Source organism: Synechococcus sp. R70.1 (assembly GCF_047461675.1).
Taxonomy (GTDB): Bacteria; Cyanobacteriota; Cyanobacteriia; order Thermostichales; family Thermostichaceae; genus Thermostichus.
Window position 1 is genome coordinate 23,773 of the sequence record NZ_JANSHR010000078.1, and the last position, 16,105, is coordinate 39,877.

Consider the following 16,105-nt stretch of genomic DNA (forward strand, 5'->3'; position numbering starts at 1 on the left):
CTACCCTCGCTCCGGCTCCCGCTCTTGCAGCCCCAAGCTGGCAGCCAGCACCTCCAGCTCATCCCGCTGCCCCTCCACCCACAGCAGGGATCCAGGGGGTGGGTCAGCCTCTTGCAGCTTCAGGCGAAGCCGCTCCAGCCGGTAGTTGCGCCGCCAGTAGTACCAGCCCGCCCAGGGAGCGGCCAGCACCAGGGTCCAGGGCCAGGCTCCCCACGCCGGCTCCAGCAGGGACAGCACCAGAGCCAAACAGGCAAGACCCACTCCTGCTAGCCCTGTCAAAAAAACAGCCAACCCAACGCTGGGCCGGGCCTGACCGATAAAGGTGGCGATCCCCTCGGCATCGGCAAACTGCAAGCGATAGGCCCGCCCTTCCAGGTGCTTTCGGAGAAGGGATCCCATTTCCTCCAGACTGCGGCTGCTAGAATAGAAGCGGGTTTCGCTGCGATCTCTACCTGAGGCTCGCAGAAAAAAGAATAGGCCGATCCCCAGAAGCAGCGTCAGCGCTAGGGTAGAAATGGCCTCTCCCTTCAGGGAGAGAGGGAGTGATGTAGCTACCCAGTTCATAGGGATGACAGGAACGAACCCCATCTGGTCGGGCGGCTTGACCTGTAGCCTCTCCACCGTAGCAGGAAAGGGGCAGAAAAATAGCTCGTGGAAGTTGACCCTCTACCTCCTAGTTTAAGTTCTGCAGAGAGGTTGGTTGCCTCCGGCAGTAGCCACGCTTGGTAGATCCTACCTCGACGCAGGAACAATGGCGCAGCAGCAAAAACCCTGCGCTTTCCAGCAACCGTGACGACGGCTCAGGGGGGAGAAATCTGCGCCCAATCTCATGCAGCTAAGCTGAGAGAGGCAACTATAATTAAGTTATGATAAGGGGCTTACACTTCGCCAGCAGGTGGCTTCCTTCGTGGCTATCTCAGCCGTTCCCTACCGAGGGCAGGATTCCAGGGTTGGACTTAGCCAGAGGAGAGTGTTGTCTCCGGGGGGATGATGACAGCGTACAGCCACCGTCCCTGGGGAACCCTAAACTTAGCCCTCTCTTCAATGTTAGTCCAGCTGCTTGACTGTCTCTGTTGCTATTTCACTCAGTAGCACTTACATGTCTATCTACGAACCTGAAGCCAACGACACTTTGTTTGAAACTCCAACCGACCTCCTCGACCTGACGGAGGAGGAAGAGGCGGAGTTTGCCGAAAGCGAGTACGCCGAAGAGGGGCCAGCTCGACCCTCCACTGACCTGGTGCGCCTTTACCTCCAGGAGATTGGACGTGTTCCCCTCTTGGGACGAGACGAGGAGGTGGCGCTGGCCCAAAAAGTCCAAGACTACATGAAGCTCTTGGATGTGCGCCTGCGTTTGCAGAAAGAGCTGGGGCGGGAGCCTACTCTGGCAGAATGGGTGGCTAGGGCCAACCAGTTCCCTGAGTGGGCCAACCTTACGCCTGAAAAGCTGCAACAGATCCAGCGCATCGGCAAGCGGGCCAAGGAACAGATGATCAAGGCCAACCTGCGCCTGGTGGTGTCGGTGGCGAAAAAATACCAAAACCGCGGCCTGGAGCTGCTGGATTTGATCCAGGAGGGCACGCTGGGCCTGGAGCGAGCAGTGGAGAAGTTTGACCCCAAAAAGGGTTACCGCTTCAGCACCTACGCCTACTGGTGGATCCGGCAGGGGATCACCCGGGCTATCGCCACCCAAAGCCGCACCATCCGCTTGCCTGTCCACATAACCGAGAAGCTAAACAAGATCAAAAAGGCCCAGCGCAAGCTTTCCCAGGAAAAAGGCCGTACCCCCACCATTGAGGACATTGCTTCCGAGCTGGAGATGACCGTGCCCCAGGTCAGGGAGCTGCTGGTGCGGGTGCCGCGCTCGGTTTCTCTGGAAACCAAGGTGGGCAAAGACAAGGACACCGAGCTAGGGGATCTGCTAGAGACCGATGACATCTCTCCTGAAGAGATGATGATGCGCGAGGCCCTCCAGCGCGATCTGCAGCAGCTGTTGGAGGATCTCACCAGCCGCGAGCGGGATGTGATTCGCATGCGCTTTGGGCTGGGGGATGGTCGCACCTACTCCCTAGCGGAAATTGGCCGCGCTTTGGATCTATCGCGGGAGCGGGTACGGCAAATCGAGGCCAAAGCCTTGCAGAAGCTGCGGCAGCCTAAGCGGCGCAACCGGGTACGCGATTACCTGGAGGCCATCAATTAGGGGCGAGCAAGCCGCCTCCAGATCTGGAGGGCCAGCCCCTCCACCTCCGGGATCTGCAGATACAGAGCTCCAGCTACCACTAGGCTTAGGCCCAGGCCACCGGCCAGCCCAGCCCAGACAAGGGCGGTGAGCAGGGGGGATCCCAAGATCTCGTAGGCGCGTAGCTGCATCCACAGCCAGTGGCTAAGCCCACCAGCTAGGACGGTAATCCCCAGCAGGGGCAGTAGGGCTTGTCCCATCTCTTGCCAGGGGATCCCTGGCAGGCGCTGGTGAAGGCAGATCCCCAGTCCAATCAGGGCTACTAGGTTAACCCCTGCTGTGGCCAGGGCAATGCCTGGTGCCCCAAAGACCTGTAGAAATAGGAAGTCCAGAAGGGCGTTGAGGCCAATGGCTAGGCCACTGATGCGCAGGGGCGTGGTTCCGTCCTCCAGAGCGTAAAAGATGCGCACCAGCACATCCCGCAGCAGGTAAAAGCTCATCCCCAGGCCATAGGCCATCAGCAGAGCCGCCACCTCCTGGGTTGCCTCCGCCGTAAAGCGACCCCGTTGGTAGGCCACCTGGACAATGGGTTCGGCCAAGGCCACCAACAGCATGGCAAGGGGCAGGGTGAGGATGGCGGTCACCATCAACCCTTGCCGGATGCGCCGGCACAGCTCGGGCCAGCGGTCTCTCTCTCCTGCTAGTTGGGCATAGAGGGGCATCAAAGGCACCAGCACCATGTTGGAAAGGATCCCCAGGGGGGTTTGCACCAAAAGCTGGGCGTAGCCCAAGTTGCCGATGGTGCGATCCCCGGGCACAAAGGAGGCAAAAAAGAGATCCACGTAGACATTGATGTGGATCATGCCAGAGGAGATGACCGCTGGCAGCATGAGCAGGCCCACGGCTCGCACCTGCGGGGATCCCCACTCAAAGCGCAGCCGCAGCCGCCCCAGCCCCAGCCGCTGCTGCAACGGTACCTGAGCCAACCACTGGGCAATGGCCCCGACAAGTACGCCCCAGGCCAGCAAGGTTGGGATCCCTGTCCACCCCAAGCTAAGCAGGATCCCGATGACTGCCAGGCTGGAGATCAGGGGGCTGAGGGCAGGCAAGAGGTAGTGCTCGGCCGCATTGAGTGCCCCAAAGCCAATGCCAATCCACCCCGAGAGCAAGGCCAGCGGCGCCATGATCCGCAGTTGCTGGGCAGCAAGGGCATGAACTGCAGGGCTGGATCCCGGCGCCGTCAGGCGCACTACCCAGTCGGCTCCCCACCATAGGCCCAAGGTCACGGTTAAGAGAAGACAGCCCACCAAGGTGGAGATTGACTCCAGCCAGCGGGCTGCTGCTTCTTCTGAGAGCTGCTGCTTTTTAAGAATGCTGACGATGGCACTGTGAAAAGGACCGTTGATCCCGCCCAGCAGGATCAACAAGAAACCGGGCAGGACATAGGCCACCCCAAAGGCGCTGTACTCCAGCCCGGAGCCGTAGATTGCCGCAATCAGGGCCTGCCGGACAAACCCCATGCCCTTGCTGAGCAGGGTAGCACCGGCCACTAGCCCCGCTACTGAGAGCAAGGAACGGTGGGAGGAAGAGCCCCCTGGGATCCCTTCCTTCATGCCCTAGCTCCCCACCGCCGCCTTGGCAGGGGGCAACTGGCGAGATGCTGCCGTCCCTTCCTTCTCGAAATCCACCCGCAAGCTCACAGCCGCTACCCCCCTCGTTCAGCATAGGGCAGCACCATTATCCCGAATTCTCCTGACCTATGGAGGGAGGTCGAGGAAGAGCTCAGGCCAGGAGTTGTCGCTCCTGTTCCAGTTGCTGCAACAGATGCTCATCCCCGCGGGCCTGGGCGGAACGGATGCGCTCCTGCAGCCGGCGCAGCAGATTCTGCCGATGGGTCTCCATATGCGGGGAGATAGCTGCCGGCGCCCTGCTCGCTGTCTTCGCCACTGGGTTGAGGACAAGGCCTCGATACGTCAAGGCAAAAGACTGTGGCAGCGCCACAGATGCCGATTGAGCTGGCCAGTCCCACGCTAAGCCCCGGTACCGCACTCGCACCGCCTGCCGCTGGCAGCTCGCGGGGGCAGAAGGGACAAAGACGTAGGCAATGCCGCGATAGGTCAGTTGCATATGAAGAGTCCTCCAAGTAGACGGCGGCCATCTGACGGGGAAAGCAACTTCCGTAGCCCGCTTCTCGGGAGCTGTAGGACAACAGCTTCAGCTTCCCTGGCGTGGCCCAGAGGGTAAAACCCAACTTCATTCTGTATCAGCTTTAACAAAATAAGCCTTTGGATGTCAACTTTAAAGCAGCTCGTCGATTAGCCGTAGCACCTGGTGCAAGTTAGTTCCGTCTTCCTTTCCACGTCTGAGGCTCACCTCCACCAACTGCTTGAGGGCAAGCAGCTTGAGGTTAGCCTCTACTGCCGCTCTCGCCATGGCCGGAGCTGCCGGCAAATAGCCGCTGGCCCCTAGATCCAGGAGGGCAGCCCGCCGCAGATGAACGTTGGGATGAGCCAGCAGCGACAGCAGAGGCTCAAGAAAAGTGGGATCTCCTGTCAAGCGGTAACAGGCCTGCCCTGCCGCACATTGCAAACGAAGGGAGGGGTGATCTCGGTAGAGGCGAATCGGCTCCAGGGCAGAAGACACCTGCAGTTGTCCAAGCGCCTCGATGAGGGCCTCTAAGGCAGCAAGGGCTTCCGTCTGGAGACCCTGCTCCGCGCGGCGCAGCCCCTGCAGCAATGCCCCTCCCAGGTCTTCAAGCTGGGCGGGATCCCGGTCGAGGAAGTTGGCCAGGGCAATCTCGACCAGCGCCTGGGCTGCTGCCGCCACCACTTGGCCGTCGGAGCAGCGCAAAGCCTCTTTTAGAGCCGGGATCGCCGCAGGGGATCCCAGCTTGCCCAGGGCGCGGGCGGCATTGCGCCGCAGCGGATATCCCCCCTGAGCCGTGCGATCGGTCTCATCGGCCAGAGCCTCGATGAGGGCCGGGATCCCCTCTCTCACTCGCATGCGCCCCAGCCACCAAGCCGCGTAGTAGCGTTCTCCCGGATCCCCGTATCGCAGCTTGGCAATTTGCCCAGCCGGGGTGAGATCCGCCGACGGATAGGAGTCTGGAGGAGCTACTGGGCTCAAGGAGTCCACAGGCCAAAACTCCAACAGCTAGGCGCTGCGGACGCTGACAATCTTGGCGCCCGCTTTGAGAAGTCGCTGCATTGTTGCCGAGAGTTGATCGGCAGAAACGAAGATCTGCTGGTTGGATTTGCGCACGCGGCTAGAAGTCGCTAGGGCCGAGGGTGGGTTGAGCAGCCGCGTTACCTCAATGCAAAACATGCGGTCAGACTGACCCGTGGGCGGCCCCAAGTGCTTGGAAATGGGGCTGGGTGGCAGCAGTCCTCGTACCCCAATGCGGCGAATAGCTGGGGTAAACCCAGTGGCCAGGGGAATCATCAGGCGCGGCCTCCGCCCCTGGGAGCGGTCGTTGTTGGCATAGCCTCCGTAAAGAGCAAAGAGGTTGGTAAAGTCGCGGGTGGTGTGGGCCTTGCGGTATTCAAAGCCGCGTGGATGAGGAACAATGTTATCGCCGAACGCTTCTAGGTATTCTGGGCTGTCAATGTAGGAGTCAATCTCCGCGCTGTGGCCTCCCGAGTGATAGATATCTAGGTGGCGGGCAATGTCTTTTGGACTGGTGGGAGCTCGCCCCAAGAGATGCTTAAAGTTAAGCTCGATGGCGCGGGTTTGCGAGTTGGGGTAGAGAAACCGCCGCTTGTAGGCTTCCGACTTGGCAAGCAAACGCACAAATTCTCGCACCGTCAAGCTGCCCTGGCGCAGCAACGATTCCGCACTGGCCAGCTCCTTCCTGTCGGAGGCAAATAAGTGATCGTTGCCCAAAACCTGGCGATAGATAGCCCGCAGGATGGCGTTGAGCTGCTCCTGGCTGGCATTGGGGCGCAACTCTAAAGGAGTTGTCTCTGTGATGCCCCGGATCCCCATCCGGCTTGCCGCTGTAATTCCGCTCATGCTAACTCCTCAAATCCAACAAACCAGCTAGACCAACTTTGAAACTGAAAGATTTACCCCCTCAAGATCTCCTCCCTGCAGAGCCACGGCCACTGCAGCCTACGGAGAGGGATCCCCTTCACCCCGGGGATCCCTACTGCCTTGAACCCAGCTTTGGGGTTAAGAACTAGCTGAGCGCGTTGATGGCGTAGTCAATATAGGCGTTGGCTTCAGTGGCTGCTTGCCCGGTCAGGCCATGGTTGGCCTTGATGTAGCGTAGAGCTTCAATGTACCAACTGGGAGAGAGTTCAAAAGCAGCATTGATCTCTCGGATCCCGGCCAGCATACATTCGTCCAGGGGGCCAGTGCCACCGGTAACCAAGCAGTAGGTGATATAGCGCAGATAGTGGCGCACGTCGCGGGCACACTTGTCTTTACCCGCCTGGGTGTAGCATTGTCCCCCTGGCTGAGTGGTGTAGGGGAACTTGGCATAAACGGCCTCAGTGGCACCGCGCACCAGCTCCTCGGCACGGCTGCTCAGGACGCGAGCTGCTTCCATGCTAGCGGCTGCCCGCTGAAAACGGCCGCTGATGGCTTGCAATTCGCTGTTACTGAGATAGCGTCCTTGGCTATCGGCAGTGGCAATGGCATCAACAATTGGGGTTTGCATGACTCAAAACGCTCCTTTACCTCAGCTCAAGTCAAGGCAACAATACAAAGGATTCAAAGCTTAGCTTGCAAATAGCTGCGGAATACTAGACCACTGCAGCAGCGGCGCGATCGAAGTAGGACTCGATTTCGGCAATCAAAGCACTGCAGTCACCGCGCGTAATGCCATTGGGATCATTGACCACTGCCACTGCCGCCTTTTTCATCTTCTGGATGCCATTGGCCACAGAGCTGCCAGGGGTGCCAAGAGCTTGGTAGGTTTCCCGCAAGCCATTCAGGCAGCGCTCATCCAGGACGCTCGGGTCTCCAGCCGCCACGGCGTAGGTAATGTAGCGGAGGATGATGTCCATATCCCGCAAGCAGGCAGCCACGTTGCGGCTTGGATAGGCAGGGCCGCCAGGAGCATTCAAATTAGGCTCCTCAGCAAACAATTCGCGGACAGCATCGGTCACGATTTTGGAGGCGTTGCTGGTGATGCGGTTCACTGCGTCCAAACGCTTGTTTCCGTCAGCAATCACCTGCTGCAGTGCCGCAAACTCGTTTTCTCCCAGGAAAGCGCCTTTGGCATCAGCTTGGGCAACAACTTTGCTAAATACGTCGTTCATGGTTCTCAATCTCCTAGCGAAAGCAAAAGAGGTTAAATCTCTACTAGAGGGCAAAAGCGCTCTACGAACCCAGCAGTCTTTTGCAGCTTCCCTACCGAAGAGCCCTGTTAGCGCAAATCTTTGCCCCAACAGAACCACCGCCAGGGATCCCCCCCACCTCACCTTGCCTAGCCAGCTTCAAGAATGAAGCCACTTGCTGGCAGACTGTGGGGAATCGGGGTGAAACAAGGATTTTTTGCTGCTGACACCCTGCACTGGGTAAGTGAGGAAAAGCCAGCTTGCCTTGCTTCCAGTTCTTACTTCTACCGCGAGGTCGGGGAGGGATTGAATCAAAAAATGTAAAGGGCCTTTACTAGATGCAAACAACCCCAGATCTGCTCCTAGTAGGCAACTCTGGCCTTTTTGTCCAAATCCTTTGGGGCCTTGGTTTTTACAAAAAACAATGCTACTTTACATGAGTTTACAATATCAGGAACAACGACAGCCTTGCTCATGGCTTTGCCGTCAAGTCAAGAGGCCCGCTTCTGTATCCAAGTAAACCTTCTCATAAAGTACACATAATTTAATACCTGCGCCAGTCTCCTAGGCAAGGCAAAGCTGAGAGAAAATCTGAGCAGGCTTTCACCGGGAAAACGCGGCCCGGAAAACCCCAGACTTAGCCGTGTAGTGGCCCCTACTCTGGCTTTGAGGCTATGGCGATCCAGTTGCAGCCCACCTTCTCTTCCGAGCTGCTGCAAATGGCGCGGTGGCTAGCGGGAGACTTCAGCAACCAAGAGCAAGCCTGGGAGAACCCGCCTTTTTTTGCCTCCATCCGGGTGGCTTATCGCCCCTTGCCAGCCGGTGTGTTGGCAGGGATCGGCTTTTATGTGGAGCAGGCCTACAGCGGCCATCTGGAGGAGCCCTATCGTCAGGCGGTGGTGGAGCTTACCCAAGTAGGGGACGGGATCGTGATTCGCAACTACCGTCCTCTGGAGCCCCAGCGGTGGCGGGGCTGTGCCCGCGAAAGAGCCGGGCAGCTCAGCCAATTGAGCCCTGCGGATCTGGCCTACCTGCCGGGGTGTGATGTGCATGTGAAGAGGCAGGGATCCCACTTTGTCGGCACCACAGAGCCGGGGTGTCGCTGTTGGGTAGTGCGCAACGGCCAAACCACCTATTTGCAGACCACGCTGCAGTTGAGCGAAAGCGAGTTCTGCAGCCACGACCGAGGCATGGATCCAGTTACCCACCGCCAGGTGTGGGGGGCATTGGCAGGCCCTTTTCGCTTTCGCAAAGTTGTCGATTGGCAGAGGGAGCTGCTGCAGTAGGAGGCGCTGCAGGCAAAAATGATACGGTTGAAGAAGTGACCTAGCCCACAGCAGGGATCCTCCTTCCTAGCTGCTTGGCTGGGCTACCACAAGTGGGGGAATAACCGACTCCATGCAAGAGGAACAGGACATCCTGCGCCAACAGCTGCTCACCCTTCAGGAAGAAGCACTTGCCCAAGTGGCCCAGGCTGCCGAGCTAGACGCCCTGGAGCAAATCCGCATCGACTACCTGGGCAAGAAGGGAAAGCTCTCCAAGATCTTGGGGGGAATGGGGAAGCTGCCGCCGGAAGCAAGGCCAGCTATCGGAGCTTTGGCCAACAGCTTCAAAGAGGCCCTGCAATCCAGCCTGGAGGAGCGCAAACGAGCCCTAGCCGAAGCCAAGCTCCAAGCCCGCCTAGAAGCAGAGCGTTTGGATGTCACTATGCCGGGGCCGCGCCGGCCGCTGGGCCGGGTTCACCCGCTGCAGGCCACCATTGACCGCATGCTCGACATCTTTGTGGGAATGGGCTATACGGTAGTCCATGGCCCGGAGATCGAGACGGAGTACTACAACTTCGAAGCCCTCAACACCCCTGCCGACCACCCGGCGCGGGACATGCAGGATACCCTCTATCTAGAAAAGGGTTATCTGATGCGCACCCAAACTTCTTCGGTGCAGGTGCGCTACATGGAGCAACACCAGCCGCCTCTGCGCATTGTCCACGCGGGACGGGTGATGCGCCGCGACAAGGTCGATGCCACCCACTCGGCCGTGTTTCACCAGGTGGAAATCTTGGCAGTAGGGGAAAACCTTACCTTCACTGACCTCAAGGGCACCCTCAAGGAGTTCGTGACTCGCCTGTTAGGCCAGCAGGAAACCCGCTTTCGGCCTAGCTACTTTCCCTTCACGGAGCCCTCGGCTGAAATGGACGTACGCTTTGGCTCCAAGTGGCTGGAGATTTTCGGCTGCGGCATGGTGGATCCCAATGTGTTTCAGGCAGTTGGCTATGACCCAGAGCGCTACACCGGCTTTGCGGCAGGGATCGGTGTCGAGCGGGTGGCCATGCTCCTGCACGGCGTTCAGGATATCCGGCTGTTCTACAGCAGCGACCTGCGCTTTCTGTCGCAATTCTAGAGCGGCTTAGGAAAAGGTGCGTTTGTAAACCAACTGCAGATGTTCCAGCTCGTCTTTGCGGTTGGCGCGGCGCAGCAAGCGCATCTGCTCTTCGAGAACTTGGCGGGCTTCGTTGCGGCTAATCGGGTCAAAGACCAATTCTTCCACAGCAGAGGGGTCGTCGTCAGCGGGGGGCTTGAAGTAGACCCGAAAAAACAGCCTTTGGGCATAAAGGGTGGTGAAGATGGCCTCCCCTTCGTTAACCTGACACAAGCCGTAGAGCAGACCAAATGTGGGGTGATTTAGATAGAACTCTTTCATGCGCAATAGCGTACCACTCTTGGATCGCTCTTGGGGGAAGGAACTTGTTTCAAAGACAGCATCACCGGGGCTATAAGAAAGAGTTTTTCACGAGGAAGCCGTTATTGCCGCCGCTGTTCCTGCACCTTCTTCCTTATGGTGTCCAATTCTTTTTCCACTTCGAGCTGCATCTCCAGCCGCCGAAATTCCTCCTCCAACTTATCCTCAAACAGACTGCCCCAGGGGTTGAACTTCCGATCCGGCTCGCTGGCCTTCTGGGTTTGGGCGGCTTTGACTTCTTGCAGCTTGGTGCGCACCTCTTGGCGGCGCTGGGCAATTTGCGGCAGCAGAGCTTCCAGTTGCCGGATTCTCTCCTCCAGAGCCTTCCCTTGGTTGAATAACCGGCTCCCTTGCTCCAAAAGCTCGGCTTCCCGTCGGCGCGCTCCCTCAGCCAGATCCGGGCGGTTGGCCCGTTCGGCCTTTTCGATGCGAAAGTGCCAGGTCTTGATTTCCTCTGCCAACTGGAGAATGCTGCGCTGGAGAGCTTGCCGCTGGGCAAGGCTTTCCTGGAGCAGCTGCCGAGTTTCTTCTTCTTGCTGGCGCAATTCCTCGGCAAGGAGCTGCAGCTCAATCTCCGGATGGGCTCTGAGGAATTCCTCTAGGCGGGTTTCCAAAAACCGGCTGATATCTTCAATGAGTCCCATAAGTTTGCTAGAGGCTCAGGGGATTGTGTTTAGACTAGCGCAAGCTAGCTAGTCCTAGAGAGGAGGAAGCCGGCCAGTCCTCAAGAGCCCAATTGTTCAGGCAGGTCCAGGTCTAGGGCAGCAAATGTCCATCGGCAACGTGGATGAGGCGCTGGGCGGCCCGCGCCACCTCTAGGTCATGGGTAACTACGACGAGAGTAATGCCCTGGCTGTGGAGCTCGGCAAAAAGGCTGAGCACTTCCTGGGCGGTGCGCCTGTCCAGGGCGCCAGTCGGCTCATCGGCCAAAAGCAGTTGTGGCCGGTTAACAATGGCGCGGGCAATCGCCACCCTCTGCTGCTGGCCGCCAGAGAGCTGGGCTGGGCGCTGGTGGAGTTTACTTCCCAAGCCCACTTGTTCTAGAGCCTGTTTAGCTCGCCGGCGCTGTTCTGACTCGGGGATCCCGGCATAGGCCAGGGGCAGCATCACGTTCTCCAGGGCGGTTAAGACGGGCAGGAGGTGAAACTGCTGGAAGACAAAGCCAATTTTTTGGTTGCGAATCCGGGCCAGCTCCCCATCCGGCAGGGCAGAGACTTCCACGCCGTCTAGCCAGTAGCGCCCCGAGCTAGGCCGATCCAAGCAGCCCATGAGGTTCATCAGGGTGGACTTGCCGGAGCCCGAGGGTCCCATGATGGCGCAATACTCTCCCGGCCAGATTGTCAGGTTGATGTCGTAGAGAGCCTGGAAACTGCCCTCTAGCAGCGGGTAGACTTTGTTAACCCCCACCATTTGCACCAAGGGCAGGCGGGTTGGGGCCAGGGTCTCAGCGGGACGCTCCAGGGATCCAACCGCCCCCTGGCGACGATCTGCCCAGGGTTGTTGCTCGAGCATGGTTGACACCGCAACTGGCCCCATTCTAGCCGGCTTTTGGGCGGCGACTGCCCTGGGCACTAGCCGGAAGAGCAGATCTCCCGCGGTTGGTGATAGGGGCAGCTCCCCTGGGGATCTACCTGGAGGCGGTAGAGGGGGGAGCGCTCTTGATCGCAGCGAAGAACTTGGGTGTGGGCGGACAAGCTCTGGCGGGCAAAGCGGCAGCTCTGGCACCTCATGCCCCCGGCAGCAAAGACAGGGGCGGGTTTGGGGCGCAGCACAAGGCCAGAGGAGGGGGCAACCTCCGCCGGCCGGATCAGCTCTCGCGGCGAAAGGCCGCGCAGCACCAGTTCGGATCCCTGCCAGCGAGCCTCCACCAAGCCGGTCTCAGCCCAGGCGGCCCAGCGAGGATCCTCGGTAATCTGGGGGGGTAGGCGCACCTGAACCCCGGCCAAGGAGCGAGGCGAGCCCTGTTCCTGCCAGATCTCCTCCACCTCCCCCTCGTAGCGCACGCCGGGATCCCTGAGGAACTCGGACGGCTTGACCAAGGTTTGCAGACGGCTGTCGACCAGCTCCAGCCAATGGCCAGGCTGGGGGCAGTGGACATGGTAACGGTTGCACAGCTCGGGCAGATCCGCCAGCTCCTGCGCTTGCTGGGGGCTGGCGTGCACCAAAACCACATGTTGGGGGCGAAAGGTGTGGACGATCTGGGCAAGATGCCCAACATCGTTGTGGCTGTGCCAGGCCAACCACTCCACCCCAACGCGGGAGCGCAGCGGCGCTGGCCACTGCTCAAACGGCGTAGCCAGCTCCACTTCCGGCAGCCGCAGCAGCAGGCAGGAGCGCTGCGGTTGGGCCAACAGGCGTAACCAGATGGGCTCCCAGGCCTCCGGATCGGCATCGGCGTCGCACAGCAACAGGCCCTGGGGCAAGGGATCCACCGCCGTAAGGGGCTGCACCCGCGGCTGCAGGCGGTCTTCCCAGAACAAGGGCTGGTAGGTGGCAAAATTGCGCACGGGCTCCGGCAGGTAGGGGAGCAAGCGTTCGTAGAGATCGCAGCCTGCAGCTAGGCCTGGCGCCACCCACACCGTCAGCTCCTGGGAAGCTTGGGTAAAGCGGTGGTGAGCTTTGAGGAGGAAAATCAACTCCTGGCCCAACCCTAGCACTGGCAGCGGGAACAGCACCGTCTGGCCTGCAGCCAAGGCGCCAAGCAGGCGCTCCACCAGGCGGTTTTCCAGATGGCGACGGGGTGGATGGCGAGTAGAGCCCAGGGAGGCCTCGATGAGCAGCACATCCGGCTGCCAATGGCGCAAGGCGCTCAGATCCAAGCCAGGGGCAAAGCGAGTTGAGGCCAGGGAGCAGTCGCCAGTGTACAGGCAGGTTTGAGCTGGAGTAGTCTGGGTATTTTGCAACAGGGTTGCCGCTGCCCCCGGCAGGTGCCCGGCAGTAAAGAAGGTGAGCATTAAGTGAGGCAAGATCTCCCGCGCCTGGCCAAAAGGTAGCGCCCGAAAAGGAGGAAAGCGAATCTCCCGGTCGTAGTCTGGCCAGATGCCGCGCTCCCAGAGGCCGCTGGCCAAATGAGCCGTCACCGGGGTGGCGTAAATGGGCACCTGTGGGTAGCGGCGATAAAAGCCAGGTAGCCCCTGCACATGGTCAAAGTGGGCATGGCTGCAGATAACAGCATCGGGGATCCCTGGCAAGGCTTTGAGGAGAGCGGGAGCAGGCAAGCCACAATCGAGAAGCAAACGGTAGGATCCCATCTCCAGCCAGTAGGCACAGCCCTGCCAGCGGGGATCTGTGCCTAGGGGGAATAGTCGAAGGGGAGGTCTCTTTGACTCCACAGGTGCGTTGTCTTTGGTTGTCTTTTAGAAGAGCACGCTCAAGCTTTGCCGAACCCACGGAGGGCTCAGGTGGAGACCTCTGCTCTCCATCCGTCCATGGAGGCAGTCTCTGGCACTTCGCCCTATCGATAGCGCTATTGCTTCTCCAGTTCCAGCATAGCTTTTGGCCTCTGCCTGCCTCCAGCTGGCTGAGAGCTTCCACTTTAGGAGTTGGGGAGTGCATCTGAGATCTCTGCTGGCGCCGGGTTGCGGCTACGCAAGGCAAAGCCGGCAAAATCGTGGTCGTCCGGGCGCACCGTCAGGATCATCAGGTTGTAGAAGGCCCAGACCAGGCCAAACAGCAGCTCCAGCCAGGTTGGATCCCAGTTGCCAGCAAAGCGCAGGGATCCTACCCCCATTGCTGCTAGGGTCAACGCAATGGCCAAGGCCTGCGGGCCAAGAGAGAGTTGGGATGGCTGCTCGGGATAGGGAGGCACCCCCCGCATTGCCTGCACCAACGCCTGGATGGACTGGAAAAACTGGCTACCTGTCTGGCGTTCTGACTGCCACGCAGCCCCCCACCGAGAGGGAGGAAAGGCCAACAGCCAGCTGAGCCGCCCCAGCAGGGCATAGGGCAGAAACCAGGCAAAAAAAACCCTGTCAAAGGCCGGCACTGGCATCCAGCCCGTCCAGAGGAAGAGGATCGGCACCGCCAAATAGGCTAGCTCCGCCGCCCCTCCAGCGGCCCAGAGGGCCAGCCACAGGTACTGAAAGCGCTGCTGCTGGGTGGTCGGCTTGCCCCAGAAGGGATTTTCCCGCAAGGCCGAAAAAATTGCCAGCAGAGCCACGCGGCGGTTGCGCAAGGGTAACAAAGCGCCGGTGACCTGGGCTTGGCGAGCCAGGTAGGACTGCCAGCCGCGACAGTGCATCTGACACCCCAACTGCACAGGACGGCGAATGTCGATGTGCGGGATCCCCTCCAGGGCCGCCCGCCGAATGAGACAGCCGGATCCCAATAGCGGCGCTGCCTGGTAGCCTTGGGATCCCACCGCCAGCAGTTGCTGCAGGGGGTGAACGGCCTGGGGCCGACCTAGGGTGCGCAGCATGGCCTGGACAAAGCCGGTTGAGTTGGCGATGGGGGCCCGCTCTGGAAAGTCATAAAACAGAGGCAGAGTCTGCCACAAAAAGTCCGGCTCGACAAAATGGCCTGGCTGCAGTAGCAGCAGGTACTCTCCTTGCAGATGGCCGGATCTCAGTAGGTAGGCTAGAGGATCGGTCGTGGGGCTGGGGCAAGGCCAGTACTCGCAGGGAATGGCCTGCGCCACCTTGGCCATTTCCCTGTCTTCAACCCGATCCACAATGTGGACAAATAGCCGCTCCCAGGGGTAATCCAAGCGTAGGGCTGAGAGCACCGTCTGCCGAGTGGCCTCCAGAGAGTCCCGCTGACGTATGACCAGCACGTCCACCCGCGGCAGCTGAGAAAACGCCGGCTGCAGAACCTCGGGAGAGGGAAGGGTCTCGCTCGGCACCTGGGCGTAGCGACTAAGGGTAAACCCCACTGCTGCCAGCCAGACATAGGCCTCCGCACCCCAAAACAAAAGGGATCCCAGACCGGTCAGCCCCTCGGTAATCCGCCAGTAGAGATAGGCCACCCCGGCAATGAGGTGCAGCAACCCCACCCAACGGAACAAATGCACCCGCACCCCCCTCCATCTCACAGGCACTCTCCACATTGGGCACTGGGCCAAACTGGGATCCCTTCCCTTGCACAAGAGCAGGCTGGGGGACAGGTTGCTTGGAAAAATCGCTGCCTATTGCGCAGCCACGGGGTAAACGCTCACCTTCTGCCGCCGTTTGCCGTAGCGCTCAAAGGTAACAATGCCTGTAGCTACCGCAAACAAGGTGTCATCCCTACCAATGCGCACGTTCACCCCTGGGTGGAACTTGGTGCCCCGTTGCCTGACCAGGATATAGCCGGGATGAACCAGCTCGCCGCCAAAGCACTTCACACCCAGCCGCTTGGAATTGGAGTCACGGCCGTTGCGGGTGCTGCCCGTTCCTTTTTTATGAGCCATAGCGCCTCCTATGCACCTGTGTTGCCGCTGAAAACTTCTAGTTCTCCGCCGCAGGGATCCCTGGCTCTGGAGCAGGCTGCGAAGTTGCTGGGGCTGTGGCTAGCGGTGTCCCGTTTAGTTCGATGGACTCAATGAGCACACGGGTCAAGAGCTGACGATGGCCTCTTTTCCTGCGGGTTCCCTTCTTCGGCCTCATCTTGTAGACGATGATTTTGTTGCCTCGGCGGTGTTGCAAAACCCGCGCCCTCACCACCGCCTCGGGAATATAGGGACGCCCTAGGGTTACTTGTCCCTCGTGGTTGATCAACAAGACCTGGGAGAGGGCCAAAGAGCTGTTTTCCTCTGTATCAGGCAGGTGATCGATGTCGTAAAAGCGCCCCGCCTCTACCCAAAGCTGCTTGCCACTGGTTTCCACAATCGCGTAGGTCATGCCTTTTCCTTGCCGTACAGGTGCCCCTGCGGGTCTTAAAACCTGATCCGAGCATTGACAGCGACTTATAATCCTAGCGGAAAAACTTG

17 protein-coding genes are annotated in these 16,105 nt (G+C 59.7%); 3 read left to right on the plus strand and 14 right to left on the minus strand.

Translation table 11 applies throughout. The features are described 5' to 3' along the window. Entirely contained in the window at positions 1–588 is a 588-nt protein-coding gene (locus NW807_RS09110; protein WP_414425901.1) for a cofactor assembly of complex C subunit B, read from the minus strand. Positions 589–1,099: 511 nt separating this feature from the next. Between NW807_RS09110 and sigC the strand changes: the two genes are divergently transcribed. Next, positions 1,100–2,200, plus strand: coding sequence for an RNA polymerase sigma factor SigC (gene sigC, locus NW807_RS09115; protein WP_414393961.1), 1,101 nt, complete (start codon positions 1,100–1,102; stop codon positions 2,198–2,200). Here sigC and murJ read toward each other — a convergent pair. The 6 genes from murJ to NW807_RS09145 form a co-directional block, all read right to left on the minus strand. Then, positions 2,197–3,792 (minus strand): murein biosynthesis integral membrane protein MurJ, encoded by a 1,596-nt coding sequence (murJ, locus tag NW807_RS09120; RefSeq protein WP_414406282.1) that lies wholly within the window; start codon positions 3,790–3,792, stop codon positions 2,197–2,199. The genes sigC and murJ overlap by 4 nt on opposite strands. A 169-nt stretch (positions 3,793–3,961) precedes the next feature. Further along, positions 3,962–4,306, minus strand: a complete 345-nt coding sequence (locus NW807_RS09125; protein WP_414420634.1) for a DUF4278 domain-containing protein — start codon at positions 4,304–4,306, stop codon at positions 3,962–3,964. 171 nt (positions 4,307–4,477) lie between these two features. Beyond that, positions 4,478–5,314 (minus strand): HEAT repeat domain-containing protein, encoded by an 837-nt coding sequence (locus NW807_RS09130; RefSeq protein ID WP_414425902.1) that lies wholly within the window; start codon positions 5,312–5,314, stop codon positions 4,478–4,480. A gap of 18 nt (positions 5,315–5,332) precedes the next feature. After that, positions 5,333–6,190, minus strand: coding sequence for a phycobilisome rod-core linker polypeptide (locus tag NW807_RS09135; protein WP_414406279.1), 858 nt, complete (start codon positions 6,188–6,190; stop codon positions 5,333–5,335). Positions 6,191–6,356: 166 nt separating this feature from the next. Continuing rightward, on the minus strand, positions 6,357–6,839 hold the full coding sequence (locus NW807_RS09140; RefSeq protein ID WP_414393953.1) for a phycocyanin subunit alpha: 483 nt from the start codon (positions 6,837–6,839) through the stop codon (positions 6,357–6,359). An 85-nt stretch (positions 6,840–6,924) separates the two neighbouring features. Beyond that, a complete protein-coding gene (locus NW807_RS09145) occupies positions 6,925–7,443 on the minus strand; it encodes a phycocyanin subunit beta (RefSeq protein WP_414393951.1) in 519 nt (172 codons plus the stop codon). A gap of 692 nt (positions 7,444–8,135) precedes the next feature. Between NW807_RS09145 and NW807_RS09150 the strand changes: the two genes are divergently transcribed. Next, on the plus strand, positions 8,136–8,747 hold the full coding sequence (locus NW807_RS09150) for a chromophore lyase CpcT/CpeT (RefSeq protein ID WP_414393949.1): 612 nt from the start codon (positions 8,136–8,138) through the stop codon (positions 8,745–8,747). 112 nt (positions 8,748–8,859) lie between these two features. Beyond that, positions 8,860–9,861, plus strand: a complete 1,002-nt coding sequence (pheS, locus tag NW807_RS09155; protein WP_414406277.1) for a phenylalanine--tRNA ligase subunit alpha — start codon at positions 8,860–8,862, stop codon at positions 9,859–9,861. 6 nt (positions 9,862–9,867) lie between these two features. On the opposite strand, the gene NW807_RS09160 is transcribed toward pheS, so the two are convergent. From NW807_RS09160 to rplU, 7 genes are all read right to left on the minus strand, one after another. Beyond that, positions 9,868–10,161: a PipX family protein gene (locus NW807_RS09160; protein ID WP_414393947.1), complete on the minus strand. Its 294-nt coding sequence runs from the start codon at positions 10,159–10,161 to the stop codon at positions 9,868–9,870. 101 nt (positions 10,162–10,262) lie between these two features. Next, complete coding sequence (locus NW807_RS09165; protein WP_414393945.1) at positions 10,263–10,844, minus strand: TIGR04376 family protein; 582 nt, start codon at positions 10,842–10,844, stop codon at positions 10,263–10,265. Positions 10,845–10,956: 112 nt separating this feature from the next. After that, positions 10,957–11,712 carry an ABC transporter ATP-binding protein gene (locus NW807_RS09170; RefSeq protein ID WP_414393944.1) on the minus strand — a complete coding sequence of 252 codons (756 nt, stop codon included), beginning with the start codon at positions 11,710–11,712 and terminating at the stop codon, positions 10,957–10,959. Positions 11,713–11,771: 59 nt separating this feature from the next. Next, on the minus strand, positions 11,772–13,532 hold the full coding sequence (locus NW807_RS09175) for an MBL fold metallo-hydrolase (protein WP_414425903.1): 1,761 nt from the start codon (positions 13,530–13,532) through the stop codon (positions 11,772–11,774). Positions 13,533–13,735: 203 nt separating this feature from the next. Then, positions 13,736–15,229 carry a cellulose synthase gene (locus NW807_RS09180; protein ID WP_414425904.1) on the minus strand — a complete coding sequence of 498 codons (1,494 nt, stop codon included), beginning with the start codon at positions 15,227–15,229 and terminating at the stop codon, positions 13,736–13,738. A gap of 93 nt (positions 15,230–15,322) precedes the next feature. Further along, positions 15,323–15,586, minus strand: a complete 264-nt coding sequence (gene rpmA / locus NW807_RS09185; RefSeq protein WP_414393939.1) for a 50S ribosomal protein L27 — start codon at positions 15,584–15,586, stop codon at positions 15,323–15,325. A gap of 37 nt (positions 15,587–15,623) precedes the next feature. Next, positions 15,624–16,016, minus strand: a complete 393-nt coding sequence (rplU, locus tag NW807_RS09190; RefSeq protein ID WP_414393937.1) for a 50S ribosomal protein L21 — start codon at positions 16,014–16,016, stop codon at positions 15,624–15,626. Positions 16,017–16,105: the final 89 nt, after the last annotated feature.

What these genes read in the sequence shown, in the direction of transcription:
- NW807_RS09110 (WP_414425901.1), bottom strand. Translation starts at nt 588, where the DNA reads ATGGGGTTCGTTCCTGTCATCCCTATGAACTGGGTAGCTACATCACTC.
- sigC (WP_414393961.1), top strand. Translation starts at nt 1,100, where the DNA reads ATGTCTATCTACGAACCTGAAGCCAACGACACTTTGTTTGAAACTCCA.
- murJ (WP_414406282.1), bottom strand. Translation starts at nt 3,792, where the DNA reads ATGAAGGAAGGGATCCCAGGGGGCTCTTCCTCCCACCGTTCCTTGCTC.
- NW807_RS09125 (WP_414420634.1), bottom strand. Translation starts at nt 4,306, where the DNA reads ATGCAACTGACCTATCGCGGCATTGCCTACGTCTTTGTCCCTTCTGCC.
- NW807_RS09135 (WP_414406279.1), bottom strand. Translation starts at nt 6,190, where the DNA reads ATGAGCGGAATTACAGCGGCAAGCCGGATGGGGATCCGGGGCATCACA.
- NW807_RS09140 (WP_414393953.1), bottom strand. Translation starts at nt 6,839, where the DNA reads ATGCAAACCCCAATTGTTGATGCCATTGCCACTGCCGATAGCCAAGGA.
- NW807_RS09145 (WP_414393951.1), bottom strand. Translation starts at nt 7,443, where the DNA reads ATGAACGACGTATTTAGCAAAGTTGTTGCCCAAGCTGATGCCAAAGGC.
- NW807_RS09150 (WP_414393949.1), top strand. Translation starts at nt 8,136, where the DNA reads ATGGCGATCCAGTTGCAGCCCACCTTCTCTTCCGAGCTGCTGCAAATG.
- pheS (WP_414406277.1), top strand. Translation starts at nt 8,860, where the DNA reads ATGCAAGAGGAACAGGACATCCTGCGCCAACAGCTGCTCACCCTTCAG.
- NW807_RS09160 (WP_414393947.1), bottom strand. Translation starts at nt 10,161, where the DNA reads ATGAAAGAGTTCTATCTAAATCACCCCACATTTGGTCTGCTCTACGGC.
- NW807_RS09165 (WP_414393945.1), bottom strand. Translation starts at nt 10,844, where the DNA reads ATGGGACTCATTGAAGATATCAGCCGGTTTTTGGAAACCCGCCTAGAG.
- NW807_RS09170 (WP_414393944.1), bottom strand. Translation starts at nt 11,712, where the DNA reads ATGCTCGAGCAACAACCCTGGGCAGATCGTCGCCAGGGGGCGGTTGGA.
- rpmA (WP_414393939.1), bottom strand. Translation starts at nt 15,586, where the DNA reads ATGGCTCATAAAAAAGGAACGGGCAGCACCCGCAACGGCCGTGACTCC.
- rplU (WP_414393937.1), bottom strand. Translation starts at nt 16,016, where the DNA reads ATGACCTACGCGATTGTGGAAACCAGTGGCAAGCAGCTTTGGGTAGAG.